6 protein-coding genes and 6 pseudogenes are annotated in these 12646 nt (G+C 73.5%); 3 read left to right on the top strand and 9 right to left on the bottom strand.

Annotated features, from left to right (window positions below; translation table 11 throughout):
• The 6 genes and pseudogenes from FF86_RS46640 to FF86_RS11760 all read right to left on the bottom strand — a co-directional run.
• Positions 1-694, bottom strand: a pseudogene (locus FF86_RS46640) (KR domain-containing protein); the annotation flags it as partial.
• Between the two features lies 1 nt (position 695).
• Positions 696-2396, bottom strand: a pseudogene (locus FF86_RS62205) (zinc-binding dehydrogenase); the annotation flags it as partial.
• A gap of 1 nt (position 2397) precedes the next feature.
• Positions 2398-6071, bottom strand: a 3674-nt coding sequence (locus FF86_RS46630) for a type I polyketide synthase (RefSeq protein ID WP_255355764.1), incomplete at its 3' end; no start/stop codon positions are given.
• A 176-nt stretch (positions 6072-6247) separates the two neighbouring features.
• Positions 6248-6935, bottom strand: a pseudogene (locus FF86_RS46625) (ketoacyl synthase); the annotation flags it as partial.
• Position 6936: 1 nt separating this feature from the next.
• Positions 6937-7522: beta-ketoacyl synthase N-terminal-like domain-containing protein (locus FF86_RS46620; RefSeq protein WP_396229840.1), on the bottom strand; the 586-nt coding region annotated here is incomplete at its 3' end.
• Between the two features lie 491 nt (positions 7523-8013).
• Positions 8014-8709, bottom strand: a complete 696-nt coding sequence (locus tag FF86_RS11760) for a response regulator (protein WP_044884621.1) — start codon at positions 8707-8709, stop codon at positions 8014-8016.
• A gap of 675 nt (positions 8710-9384) precedes the next feature.
• On the opposite strand from FF86_RS11760, the pseudogene FF86_RS46615 reads away from it, so the two are divergent.
• Both FF86_RS46615 and FF86_RS11755 read left to right on the top strand, forming a co-directional pair.
• Positions 9385-9594 (top strand): annotated as a pseudogene (locus tag FF86_RS46615) (RDD family protein); the annotation flags it as partial.
• 1 nt (position 9595) lies between these two features.
• Positions 9596-10365, top strand: a 770-nt coding sequence (locus FF86_RS11755; protein WP_242418612.1) for an RDD family protein, incomplete at its 5' end; no start/stop codon positions are given.
• 87 nt (positions 10366-10452) lie between these two features.
• On the opposite strand, the pseudogene FF86_RS11750 reads toward FF86_RS11755, so the two are convergent.
• The 3 genes and pseudogenes from FF86_RS11750 to FF86_RS62200 all read right to left on the bottom strand — a co-directional run.
• Positions 10453-11465, bottom strand: a pseudogene (locus FF86_RS11750) (adenosylhomocysteinase); the annotation flags it as partial.
• Position 11466: 1 nt separating this feature from the next.
• A pseudogene (locus tag FF86_RS46610) lies at positions 11467-11637 on the bottom strand (adenosylhomocysteinase); the annotation flags it as partial.
• Between the two features lies 1 nt (position 11638).
• Positions 11639-11747: hypothetical protein (locus FF86_RS62200; protein ID WP_255355767.1), on the bottom strand; the 109-nt coding region annotated here is incomplete at its 3' end.
• 348 nt (positions 11748-12095) lie between these two features.
• Here FF86_RS62200 and FF86_RS11745 point away from each other — a divergent pair.
• Positions 12096-12485, top strand: a complete 390-nt coding sequence (locus FF86_RS11745) for a MerR family transcriptional regulator (protein ID WP_255355766.1) — start codon at positions 12096-12098, stop codon at positions 12483-12485.
• Positions 12486-12646 lie beyond the last annotated feature (161 nt).

The raw sequence follows: 12646 nt of genomic DNA, 5'->3' as shown, positions 1-12646 counted from the left end.
AGCAGCGACGAGATCGACGAGTAGAGCACGAACCAGTCCAGCGGACGGCCCTCGGTCGCCGCGTGCAGGCGGGCGGCACCGAGCACCTTGGGATGCCAGACGCCGTGCAACTGCTCGGCGGTGATGGTGGTCAGCGCCGCGTCCTGGAGCACCATCGCCGAGTGCACGACGCCGCGCAGGGTGACGTCGTCGGCGGTGGCGGCGGCGACGAGCCGCTCGGCGACCCCCGCCTCGGCGGCGTCGCCGAGGACCACCCGGACGTCGGTGCCCTGGGCGGCGAGCTCGGTGAGCCGCTTGTCGATCTCCGGGCTCGGCGCCGACCGGCCGTTGAGCACCACGCGGCCGGCCCGGCGAGCGGTCAGCCAGGCGGCGGTCGCCAGGCCCACCCCGCCGAGACCCCCCGTGATGATGTACGCCGCGCCGGGCCGTACCGGGGACGGGGCGCCGCCGGGCCGGATCGCCACGGCCTGCCCGTCGTCCGGGACGGTCAACACGATCTTGCCGATGTGGCGGGCGCCGGCCATGAACCGGAACGCCTCGGCGGCCGAGGCGAGCGGGAAGCTCTGCACGGGCAGCGGAACGAGGTCGCCGGCGGCGAAGGCGGCGGAGAGCTCGCGGAGCAGGGCCACCACCCGGTGCCGCTGCTCGCGGCACAGTTCGATCGCGTTGACGCTGGCCAGCGTGATGCTGTTGCNGAACGGCAGCAGGCCGAGAGGGTTGTCGGCGAGGATGTCGCGCAGCCCGAGCTCGACGAACCGGCCAAACGGCGCCAGGGTGTCCAGCCCCGCGCGGATCGCCGGGCCCGGCAGGGAGTTCAGCACGACGTCGACGCCCCGGCCCCCCGTCGCCGCGCGCGCCTGCGCGGCGAAGTCCAGCGAGCGGGAGTCCATGACGTGGCGCACGCCGATGCCGCGCAGGTAGGCCCGCTTCTCCGGGGTGCCGGCGGTGGCGAGGACCTCGGCGCCGAGCAGCCAGGCGACGGCGATCGCGGCGAGCCCGGTCCCGCCGGTGCCCGAGTGGATGAGGACCGACTCGCCCGCGCGCAGGTCGGCGACCTCCCGCAGGGCGTACCAGGCGGTCGCGAAGGCGACCGGGATGCCGGCTGCCGCCACCGCGTCCACCCCGGCGGGGATCGGCATGGTCAGGTCGGCGTCGGTGGTCAGGAAGGAGCCGAACGCCCCGCCGCCGAGCAGGTCCACCGCGATGACCTCGTCCCCGGGGCGCGGGACGGTGACGCCCGGGCCGACTGCGGTGACAACGCCGGCGCACTCGAACCCGATCGGCGTCGGCGGCAGCACCCCGAGGGCCAGCAGCACGTCGCGGAAGTTCACCCCGGCGGCGCGCACCCGCACCTCCACCTGCCCGGGGCCCGGCCGGCGCCGCTCGGCGACGGCGATGTGCAGGTCGTCGAGGTCACCGGATTCGGGGGTGCGCAGCGCGAAGCCGTCGCGGCCGTAGCGCACCGACTGGTGGGCGGCGTCGTGCCGTTCGGCGGCCGTCACCGGCGTCGGCACCACGCGGGCGACGAACCGGATCCCGCTGCGCAGGGCGATCTCGTCGTCGGCGGCGACGGGGCCGGGGGTGCCGGGCGGGGCGAGCGCGTCGGCGGCGAACAGCTCGTCGGCGAGATCGTCGGCGTCGGCGGCGAACGACGGGCCGCGCCCGGCGCCTGCACCACCGGAACCAGTACCGCCGGAACCAGTACCGCCGGGAGCGGCGATGGCACCGGCCCCCGCGGGCAGGACTCCGGCCGGGTCGGCGTCGAGGTGGACCATGCGGAACTCGGGGTGCTCATGGGCGAGCACCCGCAGCAGGCCGCGCACCCCGCCCCGGTGGGGGTCGGGCACGGTGGCGGGCGTCAGGGCCCGCGCGCCGCGGGTGACGGTGAACAGCCGTGGCGCGGCGCCCGACAGCCCGGCGAGGGTCTGCACCACCGTCAGCAACGCCCGGACGGCCCGTTCGGCGACCACCGGGGACAGCGCCAGCGCGTCGGGTACGTCGGGTACGTCGGGTACGTCGGAGTCCGCGGCCGGTCCGTCGAGGACGACGACGACCCGCTCCGGCCGGCCCGCGGTGGTCCACGCCTGCCCGGTGCCGCGGGCCCACCGCTGGGTGTCGTCGGCGGCGTCGGGCAGCAGCCCGAACTCGGCGGCCGCCCCGGCGACGACCAACGCGGCGGCGAGGTCGCGCCCGGAGCCGGTGGGGTCGCCGAGCACGAGCCAGCGGCCCGGCCGGCCGGGCCCATCGGCCGGCGGGCGCGGGGCCGGCTGCCAGGCCAACCCGTACAGCCAGCCGTCGATCCGCGCGGCGAGTTCCGTCGGCGCGGAGCCCGCGGCGGCGGAGTCGGCCGTGCTGTGGTGGAGGTAGCGCATCCCGTCGAGGGCGGCGACGGGTGTNCCGGCGGCGTCGAGCAGGCGGACGTGCCCGATGGGGTTGCCGACGTCGCCCCCGTCCGGGTACTCCATCCAGCCGTGGACGTACCGCACGGTCGCGGTGTCCCCGAACACCCGGATCTCGTCGATGCCGGCGGGCAGGACCAGACCCTGCTCGGTCGCGGCCGGCAGGCTGACGACGAGCGCCTGGGCGCAGGCGTCGATGAGCACGGGATGGATGGGCAGCTCCTGCACGCCGGCGGCGGCGATCGGCGGGACGGTCACGGTCGCCCAGACTCCGCGGTTGTCCACCCCCGCGTGCAGGTCGGTGATGGCGGCGAAGGCGGGTCCATGATCGATTCCGCGGCGGCGCAGGTTGCGGTAGACCTCGTCCGGTCCGACGCGGCGGGGGTGCGCGACGGCGAGGTCGAGCAACGTCGCGCCCCCGTCCGACGCGGGCCGGGTGGTCCGCCGCAGCACGCCGGACATGCGCCGGCTCCAGCCGTTCTCCGTGCCGTCGCTGCGGGCGAAGATCTCGATCAGGGTCCGGTCCGGGTCCTGGGGTGTCGCGGTCATCAGCGCGTCGGTGTGATCGTCGAGGTCGAGCAGTTCCTCGAACGCGGTCTCGGTCAGGACGACCTCCCCCGACCCGGCGCCGGGGAACACCTCCGCCGCGGCGCTGAGCGCGAAGGCGCAGTACGCGGCACCGGGCAGCACCGCCCGGCCGTGCACCCGGTGGTCGGCGAGCCACCCGACGGCCGCGGTGCCGACGTCGGAACGCCACAGGTGCCGCACCGGGCCGCTCGGCACCTCGGAGTGCGAGCCCGGCAGTGGTGGTGTGCCCGCGCCGCCGGGGGTCGCCGCGAGGGTCCGCGGGCCGGGAAGGGGGGCGTCGATCCAGTGGCGGCGGCGGTCGAACACCAACGGCGGGACGTCGACGATCACTCCGTCGGGGTAGAGCACCGACCAGTCGACGGGCACGCCAGCGCAGTGAGCCGCCGCGAGCGCGATCCGGAACTCCTGCTGACCGTCGCCGTCCCGGTGCAGCGTCGGCAGCACCACCGGGGTGCGGCTGCCACCGGTCAGGCTGTCGGCGATCGGGCGGGCCACCACCGGGTTCGGGGAGATCTCGAGGAAGACGCGGTGTCCGTCGGCGGCGGCCGCGGCAACGGCGTCGGTGAACCGGACGGTGCGACGCAGGTTCGCGCACCAGTACGCGGCGTCGAAGGCGGGCACCGTACGCGGGGAGTCCTCGACCGTGCCGTAGAAGCCGATCTCGGGTCGGCCCGGGTCGAGCTCGACGAGCTGCCTGGCGAGCTCGCCGAGCAGCGGGTCGACCTGCGGCGAGTGGGAGGCGACGTCGACCGCGACCGGGCGGGCCGGGATGCCGCGGGCGGTCCAGTGCGCGACGAGCTCGTCGATCCGGACGGCGGCTCCGGCGACGACCGTCGAGCCCGGCGCGGCCAGCACGGCCACCGAGACCTCCCGGTCGGCGCCGGTCGCGGCGAGATCGGCCTCCACCGCCCGCCGGTCGAGCCCGACGGTGGCCATCGCGCCGGCCCCGGCGATGCGGGTGAGCAGCCGCGACCGGCGGCAGATCACCCGGGCGCCGTCGGCGACGCTCAGCGCGCCTGCGACGACGGCCGCCGCGACCTCCCCCATGGAGTGCCCGATCACGGCGGCGGGCCGCACGCCGTGCGCCCGCCACAGCGCCGCCAGCCCGAGCTGCACGGCGAACAGCACCGGCTGGATGCGGTCGCAGCCCGCCAGCTCCTCGCCGGCCCGCAACGCGTCGAGGACCGACAACCCCGTCTCCGCCAGGATCAGCGGGTCGACCTCGGCGATGGCCGCGGCGAATGCCGGCTCCACGACCAGCAGGTCGCGGCCCATGCCGGCCCACTGCGACCCCTGCCCGGAGAACACCCAGACCGTGTCCCGCGGCACGCCGGCGCTGGCGGTGCCCGTCACCACGTTCGGCGCGGGGCGACCGGCGGCGAACGCGCGCAGGCCCGCGACCAGCTCCTCCCGAGAGGTGGCGACCACCCCGAGCCGGCCGCGTCCCGTCGCGCGCCGACGGGCCAGCGTGTAGGCGACGTCGCGCACCGCGCCGGCAACCGGGTCGGCGCCGGCAGCCAACCAGTCGGCGAGGCGGGTGGCGGCGGCCGGCAACACCTCGGCCGAGCCGGCCGGGACGACGACGACGTCCGGGCCGCCCGGCCCCGACGCGACGCGGGCCGCCCCCGGGTCGGTGGCGGACAGCGAGTCGGTGGCGGACAGCGGGTTGGTGGCGGACAGCGGGTCGGTGGCGGACAGCGAGTCGGTGGCGGACAGCGGGTCGATGGCGGACGGCGGCGCCTGCGCGACGACGACGTGCGCGTTGGTGCCGGAGAATCCGAAGGAGGACACGGCCGCGACCCGACCCGTGTCCCGCACGGGCCACTCGACCAGGTCGGTGGGCATGAAGAACCGGGACTCGACGCTCGCGATCGCCGGGTTCCACTCGTGGAAGTGCAGGTTCGCCGGGATCTGTGCATGCTGCAGGCAGAGCACGACCTTGATCAGGCTGGCGACGCCCGAGGCGGGCTCGAGATGGCCGAGGTTCGTCTTCACCGATCCCAGGGCGCAACGCTGGGTTCCCGCGCCGTAGGCCCGCGACAGGGCCCTGAACTCGATCGGGTCGCCGACCGTCGTCCCGGTGCCGTGCGCCTCGACCAGGCCGACGTCCGCCGGGTCGACGCCGGCCCGGCGCAGCGCGGCCTTCGCCACGGCGTACTGCGCCTGCTCGGAGGGGACACTCAGCCCGTCGGTGCGGCCGTCCTGGTTCACCGCCGTGCCGCGGATCACCGCGAGCACCCGGTCGCCGTCGCGCCTGGCGTCGGCGAGGCGCTTGAGCACGACCAGGCCGGCGCCCTCGCCGCGGCCGAAGCCGTCGGCGGCGGCGTCGAAGGCGTGGCAGCGACTCGTCGGCGACAGCATGCTCATCCGGACCATCGACTTCGACGCCCGGGGAGAGAGCATCATGGCCACGCCCCCGGCGATCGCGACGTCGCACTCGCCGCCCGCCAGGCTGCGGCAGGCCAGGTGCACGCCGACGAGCGAGGAGGAGCAGGCCGTGTCCACCGTCAGGCACGGCCCGTGCAGGCCCAGCAGGTAGGCGATGCGGCCGCTGGCCACGCACGGCCCGTTGACGAGCAGCGACCCCTCCAGCTCCTCGGGCCGCCCGACGAGCCGCTCGGCGTAGTCAGAGCCGTTGAGCCCGATGAACACGCCGGTGGAGGTGCCGGCGAGCCGATCCGCCGGCAGGCCGGCGTGGTCGAACGCCTCCCAGGCCACCTCCAGCAGCAGCCGGTGCTGCGGGTCGAGCACGTCGGCCTCCCGCTGGGAGACGCCGAAGAAGTCCGCGTCGAAGCCGGCGATGTCGTCCAGGTAGCCGGCCTGGCGCGGCACCGACCGGCCGAGCGCCGTCAGGGTCGGGTCGAGGTACTCCTCGGCCACCCAGCGACCGGGCGGTGGCTCGCGGATGGCGTCGCGCCGGGCGACCAGCAGCTCCCACAAAGACGCCGGGGAGTCCACTCCCCCGGGCAACCGGCAGCCCATCCCGATCACCGCGATGCCGTCCTCGGCCGCACCGACCGCGGACGCCGGCTGCTCACCGGGCCGGGTGGCCACGTCAACACTCTGAACGGGTGCCTCGCTCATGACGGGTGCAGTTCCTTTCTTGACGGCTCTTGACGGCACATCCCGGCCTCGGGCGGCACACAGACATGGCGAAATCAGCGGAGCCGCGCCGGGCCCGTNGGGCCCGGCCACGATGGGCGGGGAGACGGGAGGGAACGGGAAGCACGGGGAGGGAACGGGAAATCAGGAAAGGGACGTCAGGTCGCGTCCGGAGAGCCCAGCAGGATCACGGCCTTGAGGCCGCCGATCTGGTAGGTGAAGCTGAGCGCGTAGTCGAAGTCGAGCGGACGCGGGCTCGTCCCCGGGATCGGGTCGAAGCTGAGGTCCGCCGCCGGCCGCTCGCAGCCGGCGGTGGGACACACCTCGCCCCTGGCGATCATCAGGGTCGTCAGGGCCGCGCCCAGCGCACCGGCCGGCGCGCCGCTGTGGCCGAAGCACGCCTCCTGGGAGCTGAGCAGCACCGCCGGCACCCTCGGCCCGTACAGCTCCCGTACGGCGTTGACCTCGATGTTCGTCACGTTGGGGTCACCGTCGCTGCCCCCGTTGATGTAGGGGATCTGGTCGATGCTCCACCGCTCGCCCAGGCAGCGCCGGACCCCGGTCACCAGAGCCGTTCCGGTGATGTCCACCGACAGCGGGCTGAACAGTCCGTCGCGGGTCGTGGCCTGCGCGAGCAGCCGCCCATGGGGACGGGCGCCGCGGCGTTCGGCATGGGCCCGGCTCTCCAGCACCACCGTCGCCGACCCCTCGCCGAACCCGACGCCGCCCGCCCGCTCGTCGTATGGGTGCATGGGGTGGTCGGTGGAGGGAAGCTGGTCCGGGACGAACCCAGGGGCGCCCGCCGGGCCGCCCCGCTCGGCGGCGAGGAAGATCCCCTGCCCTCGGNGGGCGAGATCCGCGTTGCCGGAGTCGACGCCGGTGACGACCGCCACCTCCACCTCACCGCTCTGGATCATGCGCAGCGCGTTCCCGAGCTGGATCGTCGAGGACGAACAGCCGCAGGTGACCGAGAAGCTCGGCCCGCGGGTGCGGGCGAGGGACGCCTGCAGCAGCGCGACGTCGTACGGGGTGACCCCGAGCTGGGTCTGGATGAAAATCCCGACGGCGGCGGCCGGGGTGAGTTCCTCGGGGCGCGTATCGATCAGATCCCGGTAGACGCGGACGTTGTCGTCGACGCTGCCGCGGCCGGTGAGGATGGCCGCCTCGGTGAGGTCGCCGGCGCGGAAGTCCAGCCCGCCGTCCTCGCATGCCTGGACGAACGAGACCAGTCCGAGCCGGTGCGATCGGGTGAGCTGCTGGCGGTAGAGCGCCGGGATGTCGGGCAGCCGGTCGTCGAACATCTCCTCGGTGAGCGCGACGGAGCCGTAGTGGATGTCACCCTGCGGCAGGCAGGAAACACCTTTCGACGCCACCGCCCAGACGTCGTCCGCGGTGAGGCAGGGGCGTTCGAGACCGGGCAGGCAGAATCCCATCCCGGTCAGCAACACGTCTCGTTCCCTGGGCGCGGCGACAGGGCGATCACTGGCCATCGCGGTCACTCCAAGTGGTCAGGTCGGCAAGACGGGTGGTCCGGTCGGCAAGGCGGGTGGTCCGGTCGGCAAGACGGGTGGTCCGGTCGGCAAGGCATGGGTCGCGGCGCGCACAGCGGCGCCGGGCGCGCAGGTTGGGACGCAACAGAAGCGGGAACCGTCCACACCGCGCCGGGCTGCCGGATCAGTGAGCGCGATGAATGGCTGATGGCCGGTGCCGGCGACGTGACTACGCCTGATGCGGCATTCCCTGGAAGGCGCCGCGCGGATGCCGGGCCCGAGAGGAGAGCAAGGCGACGGTTGATGGAGGAGGCGGGACGACCGCAGTCACGGAAACGGCCGATGAGGCCGCCAACACCTACCTTTGCGCGCGGCTCGGGCGCTGTCGCTGTTTAGGTCATTGTGGTCTGCCCGGCCCGATCCGGCGGCGGACGTCACGGCCGACGCCACAGGTACAGGTGGCGCGGCCGGCCGATGTGGCCGTAGCTCATCGTCCGGATCGCCAGGCGCTGCCCGGCCAGCCATTCGAGGTAACGCCGCGCCGTCACCCGAGACAGCCCGACGCCCCCGGCGACCTCGTCCGCGGACAACGGCCGCACCGCCCCGCGCAGGTAACCGACCACGGTGTCGAGCGTGGCGGCGGACAGCCCCTTGGGCAGCGTCACGCCGGAGCCGTCGGGTCGCAGCCGGGACAGGGCGAGGTCCACGTCATGTTGGCGGACGAGACCGCCGGGGCTGGCCGTGATCTGCCGCCGGAAGGCCGAGTACCGCTCCAGACAGTGCCGGAACGCCGTGGCGGTGAACGGCTTCACGACGTACTGGATGACGCCGTAGGACATCGCCGTCTGCACCATGGCCAGATCTCGGACGAGGGAGACGGCGATGATGTCGAGGGTCGAGCCGCGGGCACGCAGGGCCCGGCACACGTCCAGCCCGCTCATGTCCGGCAGGAAGAAATCCAACAGGATCAGGTCGAGCCGACCGTGCAGGGCGGGTGACAGCACCTGCTCTCCGCTGCGAGCCACCCCGCTGACGACGAACCCGGGGACGCTGTCGACATAGCCGCGCAGCCTGGCGGCGAGGACGGGGTCATCCTCCACTACCAACGTGTGGATCGGCTGGTCGGGCATGTTGTCACGCTCCAAAGGAATCCGCACGCGAAGGCCGGCCGAACACGAACGGGCCGCCGAAATTCGGCCATGATCGACCGGCTGTCCGACGCAACCCGGGCCGCGGGTTATCGGCGGCCGTCGACCATTCAGCGCCTGGTTCGGCGCCGACCCGGTACCCATCCGCAGTCACCGGTCCCACACCGTCCGGTCCGCCGGCGGAAGACAACCCGGCATCGCCCGAACCACAAAATCCCCGATGATGGATCCGATCGGGCCGGGGGCACCGCGGCCACATCCACCGCCATGTCCCCAGCCCGCCAGAGATCCAAGAAAGCCGCCGAACGCACCGCCGGCCATTTTCTCTCGGTACTACGGAACAGAGATCACCACTGCATCATGAGGGGATTTCCGCGGCACCGTCAAGAGCCGGCACACCAGACCGGCCGGGTTACCCGAAGAAGGCGACGGCCGGTGCCGACTACGCCCGCAACACCCGATACCGAACCAGGATTTGTAGACCGACGCGATTGGTCCGGGCATGCGGTAAGTGACGGTAGTATGCCGATGCAGACCGTTTTGACAGCCGACGGGGAGCGCCGGAGCCGTCCTGGATCACCCGGACGGGCGGCCCTCGATGCCCGCCGGAGACCATATGGTGAGATCCGCACGCACACCAAGATTCCCGGGGGCCCCATGAACCAGGTCGTCCGGAGCGGTCCCAGCGGAGCGGGCCACGCCGGCGCGCCGGGCGCGGAGGCGATCGTTGCCGGTGAAGCGATCGTCACCGGCGAGGCGGTCGCCATCGACCTGCGGGTGGCCAGGCTGGGGTCGCGGCTGGTGGCCGGGCTGATCGACCTGCTCGCCCAGCTCTACATCCTGTACGTACTCGGCGCCCTGGTCGTGNTCGTCGTACGACCCGAGGACGACGCGCTGGTCGCCGCCATCTTTCTGCTGGTCTACCTCGCCATGGTGCTCGGCTACCCGGTGGCGTGCGAGACGCTGAGTCGCGGGCGGACCCTCGGCAAGATGGCGCTGGGCCTGCGGGTGGTTCGCGACGACGGCGGGCCCATCCGGTTCCGGCACGCCTTCACCCGGGGCCTCATCGGCGCGGTCGTCGAACGCCCCGGACCTCTGCTCGGCCTGCCCGCCATCATCAGCATGATCTCCTCCCGGCACAGCAAGCGCCTGGGCGACGTGTTCGCCGGGACGGTGGTGCTGCAGGTGAGCGTCCCGCGCACCGTCGGCGCCGCGCCGTTCGTGCCGCCGCCGCTGCTCGGGTGGGCGTCCCTGCTCGACCTGACCGGACTCGACGACGGCCTCGCCCTGCGCGCCCGCCAGTTCCTGAGCCGTTCGCACGCCCTGTCGCCGCAGGCGCTGGACCGCCTCGGGCGCGGCCTGGTCGACGAGGTGCGCGCGGTGGTCACGCCGCCGCCGCCCCCGGGCACGCCGGGGTGGGCCTACCTGTCGGCGGTGCTCGCCGAACGCACCCGCCGGGCCTACGCCAGGCTCGCCGCGCAGCGCCCGCTCGCGGCTCCCCCGGGCGTGGCTCCCCCGCGGGCCCCCTTCCCCCCGCCGCCGGGTGCCTCATGGACGGGCACCGGGTCGCCCACGCCCGGTCCGGGCGGCGCTTGGCCCAGGCAGGCACCCTCACTGAACGGTCGACCCCACTCCTGACATCAAATTGTCAGACTCGACACCCCGAGGTCGCTAAACCTCACATCATCGCGTCAGGATCCGTGCTCCCAGGAGCTCAGGTACTCNACCTGCGCCGGAGTCAGGGTGTCGATCTCGATGCCCATCGTCTCGATCTTCATCCGAGCGACGTCCTTGTCGATCGCGGTGGGGACGTCGTAGACGCCCGGAATGAGGTCCCGCCCAGCGGTGTGCAGCCACTCCGCGGTCAGCGCCTGGTCGGCGAAGGACATGTCCATCACCGCGGCGGGGTGCCCCTCGGCCGCGGCCAGGTTCACCAGGCGACCCTCGGCGAGCAACAGCAGCCGGCGCCCGTCGGCGAGGACGTACTCGTCGGTCGAGGGCCGCACCCGACGCGGTACCTCGACAGCGAGCTCGGCGAGCGCGGTGATGTCGATCTCGATGTCGAAGTGGCCGGAGTTCGCCAGAATCGCGCCGTCGCGCATCACCGCGAAGTGCTCCCGACGCACGATGTCCCGGTTGCCGGTGACGGTGATGAACACGTCGCCGAGCCGGGCCGCCGCGCTCATCGGCATGACCTGGAAGCCGTCCATGGCCGCGTCCAGCGCCTTGGTCGGGTCGATCTCGGTCACGATCACCGCGGCGCCGAGACCCTTGGCCCGCGACGCCACCCCCCGGCCGCAGTAGCCGTAGCCGGCGACCACGACCGTACGGCCGGCCAGCAGCGTGTTCGTCGCCCGGAAGATCGCGTCCAGGGTCGACTGGCCGGTGCCGTAGCGGTTGTCGAACATGTGCTTGGTGTCGGTGTCGTTGACCGCGACCATGGGGAAGCGCAGGGCTCCGGCAGCGGCCATCTGCCGCAGCCGGATCACCCCGGTGGTCGTCTCCTCGCAGCCGCCGCGGACGCCGCCGAGCACGTCGGTGCGCTCGGTGTGCAGGATGTTGACCAGGTCACAGCCGTCGTCGAAGACATAGTGCGGCGCGGCGTCGAGGGCGGCGCCGATGTGGGCGTAGTAGCCGTCGCGGTCGATGCCGTTGCGGGCGAAGGTGGCGATGCCGTACTCGGCGACGAGCGCCGCGGCCGTGTCGTCCTGGGTGGACAGCGGGTTCGACGCGCACAGNGTGACCTGCGCGCCGCCGGCCGCCAGCGCCCGCATGAGGTTCGCCGACTCCGTGGTGACGTGCATGCAGGCCGCGATGCGCACCCCGGCGAAGGGGCGCTCGGCGGCGAAGCGCTCCCGGATCTGGCGCAGCACGGGCATCGCCCGGTCGGCCCAGTCGATCCGGGATCGCNCCTGCGCGGCGAGGGCCAGGTCAGCGACGTCGTGGCGCGGCAGCCCGGCGGCGTCGGGTCGGTCGGACGGGTCGGGCAGTAGCTCGGGAAGATCGGCCAGATCGGACATGGTGCTCCTGTCGTGGGATGAGACGCCGAAGCCGGGATGCCNTGGCTGGCGACGCCGTGGCTGGGGATGCCGTGGCTGGGGACGCCGTGGCGGCGACTGGATTCACGGACGCCGCGTCGACAACTCGAACGATGACGAGCCCGCCGAGACGATGTCAAAGAACCTGACAGCCTGTTGTTAGAATCGGGGCCACAAGCGGCGCCTCGCCCGTACTCTTCGTCGCATGATCGGAACGACGTGAGAGGCCGGGAGGGTGCCGCCCCACCCCGCCGGGAGGACTCGTTCGTGCGGCACGTGCTGGAGCGACTACGTCAGCGGGTCCAGCTCCGGNCCGAGCAGCGGCTCCCCATCGCGCGGGCGGCGGCGGTGCTGGACACCACGCCGCGCATGCTGCGCTACCGCGAGTCGCTGGGCCTGCTCGTGCCCGCCCGCTCCCCCGGCGGTCATCGCGAGTACGGCGAGCGCGAGCTGCTCGCCGCCGCCTACGCCGACGAGCTGGAGCGGCGCTACCACGTGAGCCTCAGCGACCTGGCCTTCGCCGTGCGGGTGCTGGCCGAGGCGGAGGTCGCCGCCGACGTCCGCCGACTCGGGCAGCTCACCCGGCGCATCCCGCCGTCCCCGCCGGTCGCCGCCCTCGACTTCGAGGCACAGAAGGGCCGCCGGCTGCTGCGCATGCCGGGCCCGGCCGGGCCCCCCGGATCCGGACCATCGGAGCCCCACTCCCTTAACGGTCGCTAAACAATCCGAGGCGTACCGCACACACCTGGCCCGCCGGGTCGCCCGCGCGGGAAACGCTCGTCTACCGTTACCAGCGGTATCGGACCGTCCATGNCAACTGCCGTGAATCGGCGCCCGTCCGCAGCCAGGTTCGCTTCGCCCGAACTGTTCGGTCAGCCCGC

The organism is Frankia sp. CpI1-P (assembly GCF_001421075.1).
Classification (GTDB): domain Bacteria; phylum Actinomycetota; class Actinomycetes; order Frankiales; family Frankiaceae; genus Frankia; species Frankia torreyi.
This window is presented reverse-complemented; position numbering and strand designations above follow the sequence as displayed.

Coding starts and splice junctions, on each gene's coding strand:
- FF86_RS11760 (WP_044884621.1), bottom strand. CDS start 8,709: ATGCCCGACCAGCCGATCCACACGTTGGTAGTGGAGGATGACCCCGTC.